This window comes from Streptomyces sp. NBC_00250, from assembly GCF_036192275.1.
Taxonomy (GTDB): domain Bacteria; phylum Actinomycetota; class Actinomycetes; order Streptomycetales; family Streptomycetaceae; genus Streptomyces.
The window spans coordinates 8,435,401-8,454,035 of the sequence record NZ_CP108088.1 but is presented as its reverse complement, the minus strand read 5'-3'; the positions used below and the strand labels follow the sequence as shown (position 1 = coordinate 8,454,035).

Sequence of the window (18,635 nt, the reverse complement as noted above, 5' to 3'; positions counted from 1 at the left end):
CGTGTCCCGCACACCCAGCCCGACCGCGCAGGACTTCGTGCCCTTCGCCACCGCCGCGCTCGACTTCCACCGCGCGCTCAACCTTCCCGGAGGCCCCCTCGTCGCTAGTCGTGCCGAGCTGGACGCCCTGCACTCCCATCTCGTCACGCTGCACGGGCTGCTCGACGCCCACGCCGTCCGCGTCGGACAGCTCCTCCCGGCCGAGGGCGACCACCTGCGTGCCGCCCGCACCCGGATCTGGCTCGCCGCCGATCACCTCCACGCCGCCTACCACGCAGCTCCCCGGGCGGACTCCGGCGAGGTGCCCGTGAGCGAGGCGTGCCGGGCCGGCCTTCCCGAAGGCGCGCCGGAGCTGACCATCTGCCAGCGCCATCAGCGCACCGCACACCTGGTCCGCCGTCGTACAACACCTGCCGACCTGCACGCCCCGTTCACCGGCCTCGTCCGCCGCTGACCCACCACCGCCTGCCTGGAGAAACGTTCATGCCCCGTACCCGCGCCAGCGCCTCTCCCCTCTTCGTGCCCCACAAGGCATCGCGCACCCAGCGGAAGGCCGCCCGAGCCGGATTCGCGGACGCCCACCGCCAGGCCCGCCTTGCCGGGGCTCCCCCGAAGCACCGCGCCGAGGAAACCGCCTCCCCGGAACTGCGGCCGGTCTACCCGTTGTCCGGACGCCCCGGCCCGGCTTCGGCCCGCGGCGGCAAGCTCAGCCTGCCCGCCCACCGAATGACGACCGCCACCGCCTCCGGGGCCTATCCGTTCGTCGCCGAGGGCGGCCTGGGGGCGGAGGGCGTCTTCATCGGCCGTGATGTCCACGCCGAAGCCGCGTTCTGTTTCGACCCGTTCTCGCTGTACGGCAGCGGCCGGATCGAGGGCTTCACCAACCCCAACGCCGTCCTGGCGGGGATCATCGGCATGGGCAAGTCCGCGCTGGCGAAGTCCATCGCCACCCGGTCGATCGCCCACGGCTACCGGATCTACATCCCGTGCGACCCGAAGGGCGAGTGGACGGGCGTCGCCCAGGCCCTCGGCGGCTACAGCATCGCGCTGGGCCCCGGTCTCCCGGGCCGGCTGAACCCACTGGACGCCCCGGCCCGGCCCACCTCCGTCAGCAAGGACGACTGGGCGACCGAGGTGCGAAAGCGCCGCCTGCTGCTCCTGGCCGGCCTGGCGCGCACAGTCCTGAAGCGCGACCTGCTGCCGATGGAGCACACCGCCCTGGACCTCGCCCTCGACCTGGTCGTCGCCGAGGCCGCCGCCCGTGGCACGGTGCCGCTGCTCGGCGAGATCGCGTACGTCCTCGGCTCCCCTGAGCACCTCGACCGAGCCCTCGGCCACCAGACCGGACACCTGGGGACGGCCGCCCAGGACATCGCGCACGCCCTGCGCCGCCTCGTGCACGGCGACTTGAGCGGCATGTTCGACGCCCCGAGCACTGTGGCGTTCGACCCGACCGCGCCGATGCTGTCCATCGACCTCTCCCGCCTCGGCGGCGCCGGCGACGACACCGCGTTGGTGTTGGCCATGACCTGCGCGAGCGCGTGGATGGAGTCCGCCCTCGCCGACCCCGACGGCGGTCGGCGCTGGGTGATCTACGACGAAGCGTGGAGGGTGATGCGCCACGTCGGCCTGCTGGAGCGGATGCAGAGCCAGTGGAAACTCTCCCGCGGGCTCGGCATCGCGAACCTCATGGTCATCCATCGGCTCTCGGACCTGCTCTCGGCGGGCGACGCCGGCTCGCGCGGCCGGGTCCTGGCCGAGGGCCTCCTGGCCGACTGCAGCACGCGCATCATCTACCGGCAGGAGCCCGACCAGCTCGACGCCGCCGCGTCCCTGCTCGGCCTGACCGGAGTCGAGACCCAGGCCGTGTCCGCCCTGACCAAGGGCCGGGGTCTGTGGAAGGTCGCGGGCCGGTCTTTCATCACGCAGCACATCCTCCACCCGGCCGAACGCGAGCTGTTCGACACCGACGCCCGCATGGCGGCCTGAGCCATGTCCGGACGATCGATCATGCCTGTTTCCCCGGACTCTCCTTCCTCGGCCGAGAACCAGCCGCCGACAGCCACCGATCACCTGGCGTGGCAGAGGCACATCCCGGCGCTGGCCTCCGCCATCGCCGGGATCCGGCAGGCGTCCGACGCCTGGGACGCGGTCTCGGACTCCTACTGCGACGCCGACGGCTGGCCCGTCGACGAGAAGGGGTACGAGGACGGCAAGGTGAGGCGCGATGCCGAGGCGTGGCGGCACGTCGAGGTCTTCCTCGACCACGGTCCCGAGGTCCTGGCCAGCGTACACGCCGCCGCCTGCGGCGCCGACTACGTCGAGGGGCCGATCAGCGAAGACCTCCGCCGGCTACGCGGCATCGACACCGCCCTGGAGCACGCGGGGCAGCTCCGGCGCGAGTGGGACCAGATCATGGCCCTGATGGACGCCTCGCTCCCCGGCTCGCGGAAGCTCTACGAGGGCCGGGCGCAGGAGGAACGGAACGCCGACGGCTGGCACTACGCCGACGAGTTGGCCATCCGCGGCCTGGCCCTCGTACGGGCCGCCGACTACCTGGCCGACCGAGCGGACCCCGAGCAGTCCTCGCGGACCGAACGAGCTCGGGTGGCTCTCGCCCGATCCGCCTCCGGCCGGCGCGGGAGCCTGCCCGCCTCTCCCCCTCCGCCACCGCCGACCGACTCACCGGTGCCGGGCCGTTCCCGCTGACGCCCGTAGCACCGAGCCCCGGCGGGACCAAACCGTCGAATCACCAGAACCTCGTGGACCACCGCCCGCCCGGCACCGCGTGACCTCGGCCCGCGCCGCCAGCCGTCGAGGCGTCCTACCACGGAGAAAAGCCCATGCACCAGGACAACCCCCTGATCACCTTCGAGCAGGAGGGCTCACGCATCACCGCGTGGCCCAGGACCCGCTCCTCCCCTGTTGTCTCCGAGGATCCGAAACGGGATCACGGGTACGGCTACCTCACCGCTCCCCTCCGCCAGCCCCGACCTGGAGGTAACCGTCGAGTACGGCCTGAGCGACTACATCGTCCACGCCGCCCTCCCCGACGGCAGCTCGATGATCATCTCGCCATCACAAGAACCGCCGACCAAGGACCACGAGAGCTGGACGGTGATCCGCCACCGGGAGGCCGGGCCTGCGGTGTACGAAGTGATCTACGACTCGGAACCCGGCGGGCCGCACGCCCAGCACGGCGGCAGCATCCCGAGTCTGCTCGCCGCCGTCGACGCCCGCCTGGACCAGCTCGGCGTACCGCCACGCCCCGAGCAGCAACGCTCCTCCCGGGAGCGCGCTGCCGACGCCGCCCATCCCGACAAGGCCCGGAGTCCGGTAGAACAGACCGCCCTGCCGACCTCTGCCTCGCCACGGGTGAGCGCTGCTCTCGCGCCCTTGCCGTCGGCCGGACCGCGCACGGTCCGCACGCGCCTGGCGACAGACCCGCCCCCGCGTCCCGTGCTGCCACCCGCGCGTCCCTCCACCGCCCCTGGTCGCTGAACTCTTCCCGCCTCGGAGTACGCCGTATGCCTCTCACCAGCAGAACCGCTCCGGCCCTCGACCTCCCCCGTCATCGAGCCTGCACCGGATGGATCAGCCGTGTTGCCCACCATCGCCGAAGAGCTGCTGCCCGACGTCGCCGTCGGCCGCCACCCCGACTACGGCATCGTCGCCGCGAACCCCAAGAACCTTGCCGCCAGCACCTGGATGCTGGAGAGGCTCGACTTCCACCCCGTCTTGGGCAAGCCGACCTTGTACGCCCTGGCCGACCAGCAACGTGACGGGCAGGGCCGCGCCACCCGGGCCGTAGCGCTGCTGCGCAACGCCGGTTTCCGCGTCGACACGGACGCCGTGTTCAACTCCTCTCTCGTCCCCGACGCGGAGCCCGTCCCGTCCCGGACTGCGCTCGGCGAGCCCGATGTCGCGTTCGCCGAGCATCCGCGGCTCGGGATCGTCGCGGCCATCGACAGCCGCGCCTCGGGGCTCACCGGACTCGCCCTGGTCGAACACGGCTGGCGGCACGATCCCCACCTGGACATCTACACGCTGCCCGCCGCTATCGGCCGCGCCAAGGCCCTGGGGAAGGTCGCCGGCGCCACGCTGGCCCTGCACCGCTCCGGTGCTCAGGTCGCGGTGCAGCCCCACCTCGCCCAGGACGTAGCGGCCCGCCACCGCCCCGCACCCGCGCCAGCCGCGTCCCGCGACCGCACCCAGGATGCCGGCATCCGTAGCTCTCCGATCAGCGCCGCCGCGCTCGCCGCCAGCCCAGCCCTTGCCGCCCTCCCGGGCAAGGCACCGGTGCCCGCTCCCGCCACCTCCGTCGCGGCGGCGCGGCCGGTCGACCCCCGCATCGCGTTCTCCCGCGACCGCTGATCAAACTCCCGTAAGGAGACTCCCACATGGCCGTTATCGGTAAGCCCGGCTATCGCAGCCTGCGGAATGCCCTCCGGGGATGGCCGGAAGTACGGTTTGTGACGGGGGAACCGCTACTCGAACAGGTGCCGGTGGGTCAGGCTCCAGGTGATTCTGTCGCCGAGTTGGGTCAGCAGGCCGTTGGATGCCCAGGTGGCCTGGGGCTCGTGCCCTCGCTCGGCAAGGCGGCGCACGAGGTCGGCGTTGTCGCGCTGTCGGGTGATGACGGCGTCGACGATCCCCTCGGTCGAGTTGATCCCGTAGACGGTGCAGAAGAGTTCCAGCCGTCGGCGGCGGTCCGGCGGTCCGGGGTAGTGGAGCCAGCGCAGGCACTCGGCGTCGTCGCGGAACGGGGCAACGTATTCCAGGGCGTAGGCCACGTCGTGCAGCCGCGGCGCGGGGCGGGCGAAGTCCCAGTCGATGATTCCCACCGGCCGGTCGCCCTGCCAGACGACGTTCCAGGGGCCGAAGTCTCCATGGCAGACGACGTCGTCGTCGCCGAGTCTGGCCTCGCCTCCGGACCACGTCGCCCCGGGCGGGGGCGAGAAGTCCGCGCACGCGTCGTGGTAGTCGCGCAGCAGCCGGGCGAAGGCGCGAAGTCCGTCGTCGGACACGACTTTCTCCCAGGCCAGCGGTCCGGCGTCGCCATCGAAGTAGGTGAGGACCTCGCGGCCCTCGTCGTCGAATCCCAGCGGGCGGGGCGCGTAGCGGAAGCCGACCTCTTCCAGGTGCTGCAGAAGCGCGTGGATGGTGGGCGTCCATGGCTGGGCGGGTCTGCGGACGGTGTCACCGATCCGTACGACCCGCCGATGAGCCCCGTCCTGCATTACTTCCTCGCGCGCCATCCCGGTGAAGTTACAGGTCCGGCCGAGCACCAGCATCTCGATATCGCAGGGATGGGCGGCGTGGCCGGCTCGGCCTCAGCGTCGGCTGATCTCGGCGGCGTACTCGGCACCGAAGCCCTGGCTTTCGCGGGTCCAGTTGTCCCCGGTGGACTGGTGGAATCCGAGCAGCCGGCTGATGACGACGGCGGGCAGCTCCGAGGCGATGTCCATCAGCGACGCATGGCGCGCGAGTTGAGGCGGGACGCCGATCGCCTTCAGGCGCCGGCCGAGGGTGTGCGGGTCGATCGGCTGTCCGGGGTAGGTGCTGTGGAACAGCCACTTGGGTTCCTCGATCGGGACGGTGGCCGCGCGGCCGTTCCGGCGCTCGACGAGCTGGCGGATCAGGTCGTCCAGGGGCGCGGGGATCTCGGCGGGGACTCGCCCGAGCTTGAGAGCGAGCGTGTCGCCACGGTCGACGATGTGCTCGGTGGTGAGGCGGCTGATGCGGCCAACGGGCTGGGCGAACAGCAGCAGGAGCAGGCCGGCGGCCCGGTCGGCGACCTGGAGTTGCTCGTCGTGGACGAGGTGGCGGACCAGGGCCCAGCGTTGGTCCTTGCTGATGATGCGCGCGGCGAAGTAGTTGCTGATGACCGGTGCGGTCAGTGGTCGGCTGTGGCCGCGTTTACTGGTCCAGAGCAGGAATCCGCGGACCGTGGCGCGGGTGGTGGGGCCGTCGCTGAGCCAGGCGTCCAGCTGGTCCTGGGTGCAGGTGCCCAGGGTGGCGCCGTCGTCGTGGAGCCATTCCAGCAGGCGGGCCACGTTACGGATCTCGACACGGACGGTCTCGGCCCGGCCGTGGGTGATCAGCTGTCCGCCGGGCAGGCGGCGGAGTCTTCGCAAGGGCTGCCAGTTCGTGTAGTTGCGCAGGATCCTGCGCTCCTCGGCGGACGAGACGCGGGCGATGTTCTTGGTCAACCAGCGTTCCAGCCGGGCCAGTTGCTCGTCCCGGGCGGGCAGGGCTCCTGCTGCGACCAGCGCGGCACGCAGATACTCCACGGTCGGCGCGGTGGCGAAGCGGTCGAGGATCTCGTGAGTGACCGGCCCGTGCTCGGTCGCCAGGGCCTGGAGGACGGCTCTGCGGGCGGAGACCTTGTGAATCCAGTGCAAGACGGTGCGGGGCGGCGGCTTCAGCAGCGCCTGGAAGACGGGTTCCAGTTCCGGGCGCATGAGGCCGCCCTGCGGGCTCAGCACTTCGCGCAGGTCGGCGGAGCGTGCGCAGGCGGGACACCGTCCGTGCCGGTAGAGGCGTTCGACGGACCCGCACTCAGTGCAGGGACGGTGGGCGGCGGGATGCTTGGCCCAGCAGGTCTGGCACAGGGGCTTGCCCTCGGGCGTCCGGCCGCTGGTGCGGAAGACCCCGCCGCAGCCGGCGCACGGCTTGGGCTTGTTGCCGCAGTTTCCGCACAGCGGCTCGCCGGTGGCGGTGCGGTTGTTGACGCGCCGGTGCTTGCCGCAGCTGGCGCACACGGCTTCCTCGCGCTCCCTGGCGCTGCAGGGCAGGCACTTGGGGGCGTCGGTGGCGGCGAAGTAGCACGGTCCGTGTTCACCGCAGGTCGCGCAGATGGCAGTGGGGATCTCCCGGCAGGCTGCGCAGACTCCGCCGTCGTCGGTGCGCAACTTCCTGAACCGCAGCGCACCGCAGACACTGCACGGCCTGTGGTTGAAGGGGTCGTGCTGACGGCAGGTGCCGCACACGGGCTGGCCGTCGAACCTGCGGCCGCCAATCGGCCGGGCGCGTCCGCAGACCGCGCAGGTTGCGATCTTGCTTTCACGTCGGCATGGCTCGCAGCAGCGCAGCCCATCACGGCGCTGTTTGAGGTCGGTGGTGCGCTGGCAGAACGGGCACGAGGGGACGACCACGCCGTGGGCGCCACGATCGATCAGCGCCTGGATCAGGGCGGAGATCTTGGGTGGCCCCTCGGCGCCGCGTCCGGTCAGCAGGCCAGGGGTGTCTTCCAGTACCCACAGCAGCCGGAGCTGACCGGGGCGGGTGGGTTCGACCGAGCAGACGGCCTGCTGTGCAATGCCGGGCGAGACGCCGAAGGGGCCGCCGGCGATCAGCTTGGCCAGTTCCTCGGCCGGGTCTGTGGAGCCCCAGGGCGGATGGGCCCGGCAGCGGGGCCGTCCGGCCCGGTCGCGTCCGGCAAGCGTGGTGCTTCCGCAGATCACGCAGGGGTTGGCGCGCACAATGCGGCGGTTGCTGCAGGCACTGCAGATACGTGCGCCGTCACCGAGGCCGGTCAGTGGACGCTCGCGCCCGCAGTCGCCGCAGCGGGGCAGTACCAGCTTTTCGGCGCCGGCCTCGCGCAGTGCCCGGATGAGCCGTTCGATCGCGCGTGGTCCCTCGGGGCGACCGGACGTCAGCAAGTCCCCTCTGGCCTGGAGAACTTCGGCGAGCATCCGCAGCTGGGGCCGCTGGAGGAAGACCGCCTGGAGCACGGCGACGACGTCGATCCGCTCACACGCGGGATCGGCCGACCGGACGATCTCGCTGATCACGGCCTCGGGCTCCGTAGCGGAGCGCGGCAGCTCAGGCGCGGGCACGACCGGCGCCTACTCGGGCACGATCCGGGCCCGCCTGGGCCGCAAGTCGCCGAGCCCGGCCTCCTTCCCGGGCGCCGTCCCGTCGCCGGCCGCGGCGCTGTGGCGGCGCCGCGAACCCGCTGCCGCAACAGGCTCGATGAGCTCGTCCATGCTGCAGCCCAGGATGTCGAGCAGGGCCATGAGGGTCTTCAGGCTCAGCCGCTCGGGCCGTTCCACCACCAGGCGGTAGGTCTGGCTGGGCGACAGGTCGATACCGCGTTCGGCCAGCAGGGGACGCAGGTCGGTGGTCGAGAACATGCCGCGGGTGGCCATCACCTCCCGCAGATGCCAGCGGTAGTCCAGCTTCGGCGTCACGTCGTCTCCCTACTGTCCGCCCTGAAGGGCGTGGTCCAAGACCTTGCGCATCATCGTGTTCATGAAGTCCCCGCTCACTCCGGTGTACAGGGCGGTCGTGGAGGCGTAGCGGTGGCCGACCTGCCGCTGGACGAAGGCCGGGTCCGCGCCGTCCTCGATCTGGTGGGTCACGTGGCTGTGCCGAAGGCAGTGCGGGACCAGGGCCTTGTCCAGGCCCAGCGCGTCGCGGTAGGCCGCGAACCGGTCCTCGATCTCGCGGGCCTGCAGACGCCCGCCGCGTTCGGTCAGCCACAGCGCCGACTGCTCGGGGGCCGCCGCATAGCGGGGCCGGGCGTTGATGACGTAGTCCTCGACCGCTTCCACGGCCCAGGGCATGACGCTGAGCGTCGTGCGTCGGCGCGGCGGCGACCCCTTGGTCCGTTTGCCGTAACGCACGTGCAGCGAACCGAAGTTGCCCAGCTCCGGGGCTTTCGGGTTGCGGTAGAAGTCGGTGATGTCCAGCCGGGAGGTCTCGGTGCAGCGAGTGCCCCAGCCGTACATCAGCTTGAACACGGTGGCGTCCCGGTAGGCCGCGAGCGCTCCCTTGCGCCCCAGCCGGATCGCCCGGTCGACTTGGGCGTCCGCGTGGTCGAGGAAGACCTGGATCTCCTCGCGCGTCATCGGTCGCCGCTCGGCGCCGCCCTCGTAGTCAGCCAAGTGCGCGGCGGTGTTCCACTCATGGCAGATCTGCACCGGGTGCACCCCGAAGCGGACCTCGCACTCGGCCGGCCACTGGTAGTGCGGCGAGGTGACGTAGTCGCAGAACATCCGGATCGCGCTCTGGTAGCTGCGGATCGTCGACTCCGCCCGCTTCAACTCAGCGATCAGGTACGTCATCCACTCGTCGAGGTCCGACGCCGACCACTGCCACGGATAGGCATTGGTGTACGCGGCGAAGCGCCGCACCACGCTTTGCCGGTCGCTGATCGTGTCCGGCTGCAGGCGGCGTCCGCCGCGCTGCTGCCGTCCCCAGCCCTCGATCATCGCCTCGAAGACCGCGTCCTCGGGGTGCAGCAGAGACACGCCCTGGAGCAGCACGAGCTGCGCTGAAGCCTCCCGCAGTTTCGCTCCGGGCATCCGTCCGCCCCCTCCATTAGCCGCGCGAATCATGCAGATGCACTCACACGCGCAACACCCCAGGCCACTGGCCTCAACTTCGAAGAGAGGTACTCGGCATGAAGCCGCAGAACACCAGCTCAACCAACTCGGGATCACGCATCCAATGCAATTCCCCGCGGTCGAAGACCATCTGGCCGATCGACCACCCCTGCGGTCACCACACCGACCGTGACCTGTCCGATCGGCCGGCCGACCGCCGCACGAGCTTCGCCGAATGGCTCGCCAAACAGGAGTGCACCGACTGCTGGTACGCCTCCAAGAAGAACAACGAGCAGGACAAGGAGGCCTGGGCGAAGGCCAAGCGAGCCGGAGAGCAGGCCGAGTCCGAAACCTGGTCACAGCAGTACCGCATGCCTCCGCTGGAGGGAACCGAGCGCGCCATCCCCTGGGGTGTGCGCTGCCGCCACCAGATCCTGGCCGCCGCATACACCGCCCTGGTCCTCGAAGGCGACGCCAGCGAGGCGGAGTGGAGGGAGATCGAGGAGACCGCTCGCGCCATCACCCGCGCCGGCTGGTGGATCGACCAGCGCTCCTCCGAACCCGACGACCTCACCGAACTGCTCCAGGCCGCCACCGACGCCGACCGCCCCACCGAGAACCCCTACTTCTGACCGCCCAATGCCTCCATGCCCTCGTTACGGGATTTCCGGCGATATTCCCTCTTGCTACGAGATCGTGGTGATTTTGAGGGTCAGATTCGGCACCCAGGGAGCTTCAACAATCTGTGCACGGATCAATCTACCCTTGTCTGTGATCACACAGATCGAGTTACCGGGGATGATTCCAGACTCGGCCACCTCATTCGAATGCATCATGACCCTTTCAAGTCCGCCCCCGTTCGCGGCAGCCTCGCAGGCTTCTTTACTGAAGGGTTGACGCTTCGAAAGAACGCCGGCGCGGCTGTCTCGTGCCGTCCCGAATTCGACCGGGGAGCAGCCGAACCAGTTCAGATCTGCCGGTGCGGCAGCGTCCTCGTCATCCGGCTCGTCCCTGCCGACTCGGGTGACGAAAGGGTACGAGTCAAAGTCGATGTGGCTGGCGTAGTCGCATGTGCTGTCGCCATTGAGGCGGAGAGGGAGCGGCTCGCCCGGGAAGGGCTTGGCTGGCTCGCTGCTCGACTGAGGGCTTTCCACCCTGCCCGAGGCCGAGGGGTCCGGAGACGACGGCGTGGAAGGGGTGGGCTTCGCGGATGGAGTCTCCGTAACCAAGGGCTTCGCGTCTTTCTTCTCGTCACCATCGTCTGAGGTGCTGACAAGGAAGACGCCAGAAATCACAGCCGCCAACACAACGCCACTGGCTCCGATCAGTTGCGCCCTATGTGAGGCACGAGCACCAATATGAGCCGCCCGGATCGCAGGGTCGACAGGTGGTTCCGTATTTGGGTCTTGATTGGAAGAAGGTGACGTGTTGGCGCTGTTCGAGTTGTCGGCTGCCATCTGCTCCCCGTTCTAACCGGCTTGATGCACCCCGATATCTATCGCATGCACCGCGGGGTCGACAACCCGGAACGATTTAAGGCCACTTGGCCTGATCCTGCCCAGGGCATGCGCCAGGGCAGTGTCCTCCATAGATCGTCAACACGCCCGGATCAAAGACGCGCCTACCAGCGATCTCCGGCCGGGCCAAACCCGGAATCCTACGGATCCTCTCCCTGTCGGCCCGACCTCCCGGGCCCTCGTTTCTACGTTCTCTTTCGAGGTAGCCTCCGTGATCGCCCATCTGCAGCGCGCCAGCGACACCGCCAGCCTGCTCGCGTACCTGTGCGGGCCGGGTGAACGCGGTAACCAAGTCAGCCCCCGGTGGATCGCGGGCAATAGTCACGGGGCGCCGATCGAACTGCTCGCCGAGCCGGGCTCGCTGGCCTACTTGGCCCAGGTGATCGACGCTCCCGTCGATCACCTCGGGGCCCGTGCTCCCGCTCGGCCAACGTGGGTCTGCTCGGTCAGGTCCGACCTTCGTCGGCCGGACCTGACCGACGCGCAGGGGGCCGCCGTCGCCCGTCGGCTGGTGTCCGCCACCGGCATCGCCCCGGACGGTGATCCGGACGCCTGCCGGTGGATCGCCCTGCGCAACCAGCCCCGGCAGATGCACGTCGTGGCCACCATCGCCCCGTGAGGACGGCGGCCTGCACCACGGCTATCGCGACGCCTTCCGCCTCCAGACCGAGTGCCGCCGGATCGCGGCCGAACTGGGGCACCTGGCCACCACCTCCCATCCGACTTCCCGTGCCCAGGAGACTTCTGTGCCCGCTCCTCCGATCACCATCTCCTCCGAGTTCAGCGGCAGCGTCGTGGCGAAGGGCGCCAACGACGATTTTTCCGCCATGATCCTCAAGCACGCCGGCTTCCAGCAGATCGAGGACTGGCACGGCCGGCGCCACCGGCTTCCCACCACCACCCCGGTCGCCGACCGGGTCGCCATCGCCAGCCACGCGGCCGAGATGCTCCGTGCCGCCCGCTACGGCGTCGATCTCGCGCCTTCCCTGGACACGGCCCGGATGAGCACCCCGGCGAATCCCCTTGGGCACTACGCCGCCGGAGCCGCGCTCCTTCAGATCACGGACCGGATCAGGTCGGCCGAGAGCGGTGAGGACCTTCGGCGAGCGGTCGACCAGCTGCTTCATCCCGAGCACGGGGTCGTGGAGCGTGTCCGGGAAGCGCTGGAGGCGGCAGGCTGGCAAATCGACGACCTCGACGACGAGGCGTACGCGCTGGCTGACCGGTTCGGCTTCGCGGCGGAGTTCGTCAGCTCGGCGCAGTCGGAACTCGTCGACTCGGAAGACGAGCTGCGCCGTGTCGGCAACCCGCCTCAGTCCCAAACCGAGACGCGGACGCACTCCTCGGATCCGTCTGCTTCTCAGAGTGCGGCGCTGGCCGTGTCGCCTGCGGCGGCCAAGGCCGAGGTCGTCTCGGCCGTCGGCACCGAGTTCACGGACGCCCGCGCGGCTGCCTACCCGCCGCGTGCCTCCGGGCCTCGGCGGTGATCGGGGCGTTCTATTCCTCCGCGACCTCCACCGGCCTGTCGCGTACGTATCTCATGCGGCCTGGCCAGCCAGCACCGTCAACAAGGAGGAACCGTGCCCGAGTACTACTCCAGCATCGGAGAGGCCATCGGCGCCGCGATGCGGCACAACATCCGGCTCGCCCACGGCGGCAGGAGGCCGAGCGTCGACCCACCCTGCAGGTCCGTCGCCTGCCGTCGGCTTCCGCCGATCCGTACTCCGTTCCCGGGATGATCGGTGGCCGGGATCATCGAGGAGGTCAACGGCGCGCTTGTCGGGGCTCTGCCTCAGCTGACCGAGCTCGTCGCCGCTGCCGCCGACTGGGTCCGCGTCCGCCTGGCGTTCGACGACCCGCACCACAACTCCGCCATGGAGACCTGGACGCGGCTGGTTGCCGCCCACGGCCTGCTCCTGGAGGTCCATGAGCAGTTGACGGCTGCTGAGGACGGGATCGCCGCGTGCCCGGCCGAGCGTATCGACCCCCGGCACCACAAGATGATCGGCGTCCTTCGGACGCGGGACCTACTCGACGACGTCCTGGGCGCCGGTGCGGTCGCCTCCGCCCCGGACAGCCGGGGCCCGGAAGCGGACCGTCGGTTCTCCGCGAGCACGTCCTCGTCGTCGACGCCCCCTTTCGCGTCTCCTCCTGCCTCACCCCGCTCTCCGGAAGGGCTCCCCATGGCCAACTTGGCTGACGTCTATGGCACCGACGTCGAGATCTACTCTTGGGCCGATGGCCTGGTCTGGGCCGATGGCCGAACCGACCTTCCCGCCTCAGCCGATCGCGTTCTACGCTCCTGCGGGTTCACCGCTCCGGCCGACCCTGGCAATCCCGCCTCCTACAGCCTCGAATCGCACATTGCCGGCCCGGACCGACAGCTGGCCGCTTCCTCTGCCACGAGCCAGCTGACCGACCTGGGGTACCGCGTCGCGATCGACCCGGACCTGGTCGTCGGCTACGTCGGCGAGACCGTCGATACCGACGCCCGGCGTCTGGCCGCCGCCCGCCGGGTCTCACCCGTCGCGTCCAAGGCCCACACCGGCACCCCGTCGCCCGCCGCGCCGCCTCCGTCCGCGGCGCGTCCCGTCCCCCGCTCCCGCTCCCGCTCCCGCTGAAACGTTCCCATTCGATCCGCAAGGAGTAGCTCCGTGAGCTGCACGAGAGCCGAGCGCGCCCCGCCCCGCCCGCTCGCACCCCAAGGAACTGCCCGTGCCCTCCCCGCGCACCAGCGCGCCGTCGACCACCTCCGGCTCCGACGCGCTCCTCTACCTCCTGTTCGGCGTCCTCGGCGCCGCCATGACCTGCGGCTCCCTCGCCTGGCTGGCCGGCAACCTCACCAACGCCCTTGTCGGCAGCGGCCTATGGGCCCCGTTCCGCGTCACCGACGCCCTGCTGCACCCCGAGGTGCTGTGGCCGGCCTTGAGCACCACCTCGCTGTTGGTCGGCGTCCGCTTCGTCCCCGGCCTGCTCACCCTGGCCCTGCTCACCACCGGCCTGGTGCTGTGGATCCGCTGGCGCTCCGGTGCCAAGACCGGTCTCGCCCGCAAGAGCGATCTGGCGCCGCTGCTGGACAAGGAGATCACCGCCAAGGCCAAGGGCCTGCGGCCGTCCCTCGGCGACCGGGAGCACAAGGAGATCGCTCCCGCCGACCGCGGCATCCTGCTCGGCACCCTCGACCCGGGTCGGGTCGATGTCCGCGCCTCCTGGGAGGACGTGATCGTTGCGATCATGGCCCCGCGAAGCGGGAAGACCTCCGGACTGGCGATCCCCGCGATCCTCGCGGCTCCCGGCCCGGTCCTGCTCACCAGCAACAAGGCGGCGAACGACGCGTTCACCGCCACGGTGGATGCCCGTGCCGAGGTCGGCACGGTCTGGACGCTCGACCCCCAGCAGATCGCCCACCACCCGCGTGAGATGTGGTGGGACGTCCTGGCCGACGCCCGCGACCTTGCCGGGGCGAAGCGGCTGGCCGGGCACTTCGTCGCGGCGAGCGTGGACGAGTCGAGCGGCTCCGACTTCTGGTCCACCGCCGCGTCCAACACCCTCGGCGCCCTGTTCCTGGCCGCCGCGAGCCACCGGCGGCCGATCACCGACGTGCTGGCCTGGCTCGCCTCCCCCGCCGACCGGACCCCGGTCGACCTGCTCACGGACGCCGGTCACTACGCGGTCGCAGCCCAGCTCCAGGGCACCGTCTCCGGTGCGACCGAAACGCGCGACGGCATCTATGAGACGGCGAGGCAGTACGCGAGCTGTCTGCTCGACCCGGACGTCGCCGCCTGGGTCATCCCGAACGAGGACCTCCCCGAGTTCAAGCCCCTCGCGTTTGCCACCTCCCGCGACACGCTGTATCTGCTGAGCAAGGACGGCGGCGGCAGCGCGTCCGCGATCATCGCGGCGGCGGCCGACGCCGTGATGCGCGCGGCCGTGATCGTCGCCGAGCGATCCGGCGGACGGCTCGACCCGCCCGCCCTGTGCGTCCTCGACGAGGCCGCCAACGTCTGCCGCATCTCTGATCTTCCGGACCTGTACAGCCACCTGGGCAGCCGGGGCGTCATCCCGATGACGATCCTGCAGAGCTACCGGCAGGGCCAGCGGTGCTGGGGCGAGGTCGGGATGGACGCCCTCTGGTCCGCCGCCACCGTCAAGATCGTCGGATCGGGCATCGACGACGCCGACTTCGCCGACCGACTCAGCCGACAGGTCGGCGACCATGACGTCCAGACCGTCTCGGTGTCGACGAGCGAGGGCGGCAAGTCCACCTCGGTGAGCATGCGCACCGAGCGGATCCTGCCGCCCGACGCGATCCGCGCCCTGCCCAAGGGCAAGGTGCTTCTCTTGGCCACCGGTCTGCGGATCGCCATGCTCAGCATCCAGCCTTGGTACAAGGAGTCCTCCGCCAAGGTGGTTGGGCCGGCCTCCGCCCGCGCCACGAGGGCGATCACCGAGCGGGCCCTGGCGAAGACCGTCGGCCACGACGACTTCGGGCTGTCGGCATGAGCGCGTCCATGCCGCGTTCTGTCCGGCTGGCGCAGTCGCCGGTCGTCCTGCGCGAGGGCCGGTGGTGGGTGGTCGGCGAGGCCGGGGCGGTTCCCGTCTCCGATCCCTCGTTCGCCACCGTGCTGAACGGCTTCGCCGAGGCGGTGGCCGCTGCCGACCGGGCGGTCGCCGATCTGCGAGCCCGACCGGGTGAGCCATCCGCTTCCAGCATGCGAGGTCGTCGATGAACCCACTGCTGGACGCCGAGCAGGCGGTCCTCGGCGCGGTGCTGCTCGACCCGGGCCAGCTCTCGCACCTGGAGTGGCTCGCGCCGGATCACTTCTACCGGCCGGTCCACCAGGCGCTGTTCGCCGCGCTGCGCAAGCTCCGAGGCGATGGCCACCACGCGGTGGAGGGCGAGGGGCCGGTGCCGCTGTCGTGGGTGACCGATGCTGTCGACGAGGCCGGCCTCCATGTCAGGGGGCTGACCGCGTCGTACGCCCATCTCCTGGTCTCGGCCTGTCCGCGTCCGGCGCATGCTCCGGTGTACGGCCGCATGGTGCTGGAGGGGGCTATCCACCGCACCGTCACCCAGCACGCGATCCGGCTACACCAGGAGGCTCGCACGGGCGCCCTGCGAGGCGAGGTCGAGGGAGCGCTGCACTACGCGGACGTCCTGACGGGGGTGCTCACCGATCTCGCACGGCGGTGGGGCACCGAACCACGCCCCGTCGCGCCCGCGACGTCGCCGGTCACTGTCCCGCCTGCCCTTCCGCAGGCTCAGGCCGATCGGGTTGTCGAGGACGAGGAGTTCCTTCTGGCCGTCCTTGTCGAGCGACCGGCCATGGGCGAGGTGGTGGACTGGCTGCGTCCGGGTGACTTCGTCGACCCGGCCCACGGGCAGCTCTACCGGTGCCTCGGGGCGCTGCACCACCGGGGCGAACCCATCGACCGGATCACCCTGCTCTGGGAGGCCCAGCGGCGCGGCCTACTGGCCGACGGCACGCTGTCGGGCGACCAGTTCGCCGCCATCTGCGACGGCGTGGGGGCCGGTGACGCCGAGTGGCTCGGCAAGCAGGTGATGCGTTCCTCCCTCTCACGTACCGCCTCCGCCTGCGCCCGTGTGGTTCGCGCCTTGGCCGAGGACGAGGCCCTGGCCCCGGGGCGGCTCATCAACCACGCCCTGCACGCGCTCGGCCTGCTCGACGAGGTCCGCGCCCGCTGGGAGAGCGCACACGGCAGGCCGACCTCCCGGGCACGGGCCCCCGCGCCTTCCCCGGGCGGGCCTCCGCTGTCGCGGGTGCACGCGGCCCTAACCCGCAGTACGCCGCGCCCCGCGCCGTCTCCTGCGGACCGGCTCCGCCCTGGTCCCACCCCCGCCGCCGCGCGCCCGCCCTCGCGCAACCACGGTTGACGCCCCTTCCACCGTTCCATCTCCATGTACAGGAATTCATCGTGCCCACGAACTCTCTCTCCGACGCCCTGGCCATACGTGCCACGGCCTCTGCCTTCGACGCCCAGCGCGGCAAGCTCCCGGTCGCGGGCGACCCCCACCGCCTCCCCAGTAGCGTCGCCGTCGCCCAGCAGATCTCCGAACTCGGCAAGCTGATCACCGAGCTGGGCGACGAGGTCCTCTTCCGCACCGTCAACAGGGAGCACGGCTCCAGCACTTCCCTGGCCGTCTCCAGCTTCTCCGCCGCCGTACGACCCGCCGGTGAGGCGGCATCCGCCCTCGGGGAAGTTGCCCAGCAGCTCGCGTTCCTGGAACGGACCGAGCACCTGCACGACCGACCCGATGCACGGGATGCCCGGGAGGCGGCGGGCCAGGTGATCGACGAGGCGCTCGGGACGGCAGACACGGCCCTGCGGGAGGCGGCCGACTCCCTGCACGCCGCCTCGACGGCGGTCTCGCCGCCGTCCTCACGGCTCCGCGCCGCCCTCGGCCGGACCACCACCCCCGTGTACGAGGCCGTATCGGCTGCCCCCGCGGCGCCGGTGTCGGCGACGGCTGTCGCGCCCCGAACTGTACGGGGCCGGTGACATGCCCGCCACCGTCTCCCGCCCTCCACTGATCGGGTCGCTCTGTTCCGGGTACGGCGGCCTCGACCTGGGGGTGCAGGCAGCCCTCGGCGGCACCCTGGCCTGGCACGCGGAGGTCGATCCGAACGCCTCGCGCATCCTGGCCCGCCACTGGCCTGGCGTCCCCAACCTCGGCGACATCACGACCGTCGACTGGTCCGCCGTCCCCCGGGTGTGCGTCCTGACGGCGGGCTTCCCCTGTCAAAGACGTCTCAGTCGCCGGCCGCCGGGCCGGACTCAACTCCCAGACCCGTTCCGGGCTGTGGCTGCACGTCGCCCATGCGGTCAAGGCCCTCCGACCCTGCCTGGTTGTGATCGAGAATGTGCGCGGCCTCCTCACCTCCCCCGCCGGTTCCCCTGGCGACGTGGAACCCTGCCCGTGGTGTCTGGGAGACACCGCAGGTCAGCCTCCTCTGCGGGCACTCGGTGCCGTACTCGGATCCCTGGCCGACCTCCGGTACGACGCGAAGTGGCTCGTGCTTCGTGCCTCCGACGTCGGGGCCCCGCACCGGCGCGAGCGGACCTTCCTCGCCGCCTGGCCCGCCGAAGACCCTGTTCAAGACGCCGACCAGCAACATCGGCAAGAACGGTGGCTCGCAGCACCCGGCCAAGAGGAAGAGCGGGGGCCACGGTCCGAACCTGGCCGACGAGGTCGAGTGGCTCCTGCTGCCGACCCCGAAGGCGTCGGACGGGATCAAGGGCTCGCCCAACCAGCGGCACGGCAATGGGGACATGACCCTGCCCAGTGCGGCGGCCTCACTCTCCCCCGCCCGGCGAACGGGCGGCACGGGCCGTCGCTCCGGCAAGGAGCGGCGCTCTCCCCTGCCGTCGGTGGTCCTGCCGCTGTGGGCGGAGCCGTCGCCGGAAGCCGGGGAGGCGACCGGCAGTGGGGACCGTACACAGCCGCCATCACCCGATGGGAGACGCTCACCCGTCCCGCGCCGGCACCCACGGACGCGGCCGGTCGGCTCCGCGCCGACTTCGTCGAGTGGATGCAGGGGCTCGACGCCGGGTGGGTCACCGCCACCCCGGGGCTCGGACGACCGGCGCAGCTCACAGCGCTCGGCAACGGCGTCGTACCCCAACAGGCTGCACTCGCTCTGCAGTTGCTGGCACCGCCGTTCCCGCGCTGTCCGCGCTGCGCAGCCGGGTAGCGGCTCCCTACCGGGCAATCCCGGCCGGGCCAAACCGCGGTTTCTCCGCATCCTCTCGGGCATGTCGCCGT

General features: G+C 70.9%; 20 protein-coding genes and 1 pseudogene. 16 read left to right on the top strand and 5 right to left on the bottom strand.

The window, feature by feature from the left end; all coding sequences use genetic code 11:
• The first annotated feature begins 1 nt into the window (after window position 1).
• The 5 genes from OG259_RS38100 to OG259_RS38080 all read left to right on the top strand — a co-directional run bounded on the left by OG259_RS38100 (window position 2) and on the right by OG259_RS38080 (window position 4,374).
• Complete coding sequence (locus tag OG259_RS38100) at window positions 2-454, top strand: DUF6238 family protein (RefSeq protein ID WP_328946418.1); 453 nt, start codon at window positions 2-4, stop codon at window positions 452-454.
• Between the two features lie 29 nt (window positions 455-483).
• Window positions 484-1,989 (top strand): ATP-binding protein, encoded by a 1,506-nt coding sequence (locus OG259_RS38095; protein WP_328946417.1) that lies wholly within the window; start codon window positions 484-486, stop codon window positions 1,987-1,989.
• A 21-nt stretch (window positions 1,990-2,010) separates the two neighbouring features.
• Window positions 2,011-2,709, top strand: coding sequence for a hypothetical protein (locus OG259_RS38090; protein ID WP_443052084.1), 699 nt, complete (start codon window positions 2,011-2,013; stop codon window positions 2,707-2,709).
• A 216-nt stretch (window positions 2,710-2,925) separates the two neighbouring features.
• Window positions 2,926-3,501 carry a hypothetical protein gene (locus tag OG259_RS38085; protein ID WP_328946416.1) on the top strand — a complete coding sequence of 192 codons (576 nt, stop codon included), beginning with the start codon at window positions 2,926-2,928 and terminating at the stop codon, window positions 3,499-3,501.
• A 99-nt stretch (window positions 3,502-3,600) separates the two neighbouring features.
• Window positions 3,601-4,374: a hypothetical protein gene (locus OG259_RS38080; protein ID WP_328946415.1), complete on the top strand. Its 774-nt coding sequence runs from the start codon at window positions 3,601-3,603 to the stop codon at window positions 4,372-4,374.
• Between the two features lie 113 nt (window positions 4,375-4,487).
• Here OG259_RS38080 and OG259_RS38075 read toward each other — a convergent pair whose 3' ends face one another.
• The 4 genes from OG259_RS38075 to OG259_RS38060 all read right to left on the bottom strand — a co-directional run bounded on the left by OG259_RS38075 (window position 4,488) and on the right by OG259_RS38060 (window position 9,311).
• A complete protein-coding gene (locus OG259_RS38075) occupies window positions 4,488-5,258 on the bottom strand; it encodes an aminoglycoside phosphotransferase family protein (RefSeq protein WP_328946414.1) in 771 nt (256 codons plus the stop codon).
• Window positions 5,259-5,333: 75 nt separating this feature from the next.
• A complete protein-coding gene (locus tag OG259_RS38070) occupies window positions 5,334-7,841 on the bottom strand; it encodes a hypothetical protein (RefSeq protein WP_328946413.1) in 2,508 nt (835 codons plus the stop codon).
• A 9-nt stretch (window positions 7,842-7,850) separates the two neighbouring features.
• Window positions 7,851-8,195, bottom strand: coding sequence for a helix-turn-helix domain-containing protein (locus OG259_RS38065; protein ID WP_328946412.1), 345 nt, complete (start codon window positions 8,193-8,195; stop codon window positions 7,851-7,853).
• A 9-nt stretch (window positions 8,196-8,204) separates the two neighbouring features.
• Window positions 8,205-9,311: a tyrosine-type recombinase/integrase gene (locus tag OG259_RS38060; RefSeq protein WP_328946411.1), complete on the bottom strand. Its 1,107-nt coding sequence runs from the start codon at window positions 9,309-9,311 to the stop codon at window positions 8,205-8,207.
• A gap of 98 nt (window positions 9,312-9,409) precedes the next feature.
• Between OG259_RS38060 and OG259_RS38055 the strand changes: the two genes are divergently transcribed.
• On the top strand, window positions 9,410-9,964 hold the full coding sequence (locus OG259_RS38055) for a hypothetical protein (RefSeq protein ID WP_328946410.1): 555 nt from the start codon (window positions 9,410-9,412) through the stop codon (window positions 9,962-9,964).
• Window positions 9,965-10,018: 54 nt separating this feature from the next.
• Here the strand turns inward: OG259_RS38055 and OG259_RS38050 are convergent, their stop codons facing one another.
• Window positions 10,019-10,789 carry a hypothetical protein gene (locus OG259_RS38050; RefSeq protein WP_328946409.1) on the bottom strand — a complete coding sequence of 257 codons (771 nt, stop codon included), beginning with the start codon at window positions 10,787-10,789 and terminating at the stop codon, window positions 10,019-10,021.
• A gap of 271 nt (window positions 10,790-11,060) precedes the next feature.
• Between OG259_RS38050 and OG259_RS38045 the strand changes: the two genes are divergently transcribed.
• From OG259_RS38045 to OG259_RS38000, 10 genes and pseudogenes are all read left to right on the top strand, one after another.
• Complete coding sequence (locus OG259_RS38045) at window positions 11,061-11,468, top strand: hypothetical protein (RefSeq protein WP_328946408.1); 408 nt, start codon at window positions 11,061-11,063, stop codon at window positions 11,466-11,468.
• 127 nt (window positions 11,469-11,595) lie between these two features.
• Window positions 11,596-12,336 (top strand): hypothetical protein, encoded by a 741-nt coding sequence (locus OG259_RS38040; RefSeq protein ID WP_328946407.1) that lies wholly within the window; start codon window positions 11,596-11,598, stop codon window positions 12,334-12,336.
• 93 nt (window positions 12,337-12,429) lie between these two features.
• Window positions 12,430-12,588: a hypothetical protein gene (locus OG259_RS38035; protein WP_328946406.1), complete on the top strand. Its 159-nt coding sequence runs from the start codon at window positions 12,430-12,432 to the stop codon at window positions 12,586-12,588.
• A gap of 3 nt (window positions 12,589-12,591) precedes the next feature.
• Window positions 12,592-13,470: a hypothetical protein gene (locus tag OG259_RS38030; protein WP_328946405.1), complete on the top strand. Its 879-nt coding sequence runs from the start codon at window positions 12,592-12,594 to the stop codon at window positions 13,468-13,470.
• 94 nt (window positions 13,471-13,564) lie between these two features.
• The gene (locus OG259_RS38025) at window positions 13,565-15,352 is read left to right on the top strand and encodes a type IV secretory system conjugative DNA transfer family protein (protein ID WP_328946404.1); all 1,788 of its coding nucleotides are present in this window, start codon (window positions 13,565-13,567) and stop codon (window positions 15,350-15,352) included.
• An 8-nt stretch (window positions 15,353-15,360) separates the two neighbouring features.
• A complete protein-coding gene (locus OG259_RS38020) occupies window positions 15,361-15,579 on the top strand; it encodes a hypothetical protein (protein ID WP_328946403.1) in 219 nt (72 codons plus the stop codon).
• The gene (locus OG259_RS38015; RefSeq protein ID WP_328946402.1) at window positions 15,576-16,745 is read left to right on the top strand and encodes a DnaB-like helicase N-terminal domain-containing protein; all 1,170 of its coding nucleotides are present in this window, start codon (window positions 15,576-15,578) and stop codon (window positions 16,743-16,745) included. Before OG259_RS38020 ends, OG259_RS38015 begins: the two co-directional genes overlap by 4 nt.
• Before the next feature lie 41 nt (window positions 16,746-16,786).
• Entirely contained in the window at window positions 16,787-17,371 is a 585-nt protein-coding gene (locus OG259_RS38010; RefSeq protein ID WP_328946401.1) for a hypothetical protein, read from the top strand.
• A 1-nt stretch (window position 17,372) separates the two neighbouring features.
• A pseudogene (locus OG259_RS38005) lies at window positions 17,373-17,555 on the top strand (DNA cytosine methyltransferase); the annotation flags it as partial.
• A 115-nt stretch (window positions 17,556-17,670) separates the two neighbouring features.
• The gene (locus OG259_RS38000; protein ID WP_443052159.1) at window positions 17,671-18,564 is read left to right on the top strand and encodes a DNA cytosine methyltransferase; all 894 of its coding nucleotides are present in this window, start codon (window positions 17,671-17,673) and stop codon (window positions 18,562-18,564) included.
• Window positions 18,565-18,635: the final 71 nt, after the last annotated feature.

Bases quoted from the DNA above. Each gene is read 5' to 3' on its own strand.
- OG259_RS38020 (WP_328946403.1), top strand. From the start codon at position 15,361: ATGCCGCGTTCTGTCCGGCTGGCGCAGTCGCCGGTCGTCCTGCGCGAG.
- OG259_RS38060 (WP_328946411.1), bottom strand. From the start codon at position 9,311: ATGCCCGGAGCGAAACTGCGGGAGGCTTCAGCGCAGCTCGTGCTGCTC.
- OG259_RS38075 (WP_328946414.1), bottom strand. From the start codon at position 5,258: ATGGCGCGCGAGGAAGTAATGCAGGACGGGGCTCATCGGCGGGTCGTA.
- OG259_RS38050 (WP_328946409.1), bottom strand. From the start codon at position 10,789: ATGGCAGCCGACAACTCGAACAGCGCCAACACGTCACCTTCTTCCAAT.
- OG259_RS38090 (WP_443052084.1), top strand. From the start codon at position 2,011: ATGCCTGTTTCCCCGGACTCTCCTTCCTCGGCCGAGAACCAGCCGCCG.
- OG259_RS38015 (WP_328946402.1), top strand. From the start codon at position 15,576: ATGAACCCACTGCTGGACGCCGAGCAGGCGGTCCTCGGCGCGGTGCTG.
- OG259_RS38095 (WP_328946417.1), top strand. From the start codon at position 484: ATGCCCCGTACCCGCGCCAGCGCCTCTCCCCTCTTCGTGCCCCACAAG.
- OG259_RS38055 (WP_328946410.1), top strand. From the start codon at position 9,410: ATGAAGCCGCAGAACACCAGCTCAACCAACTCGGGATCACGCATCCAA.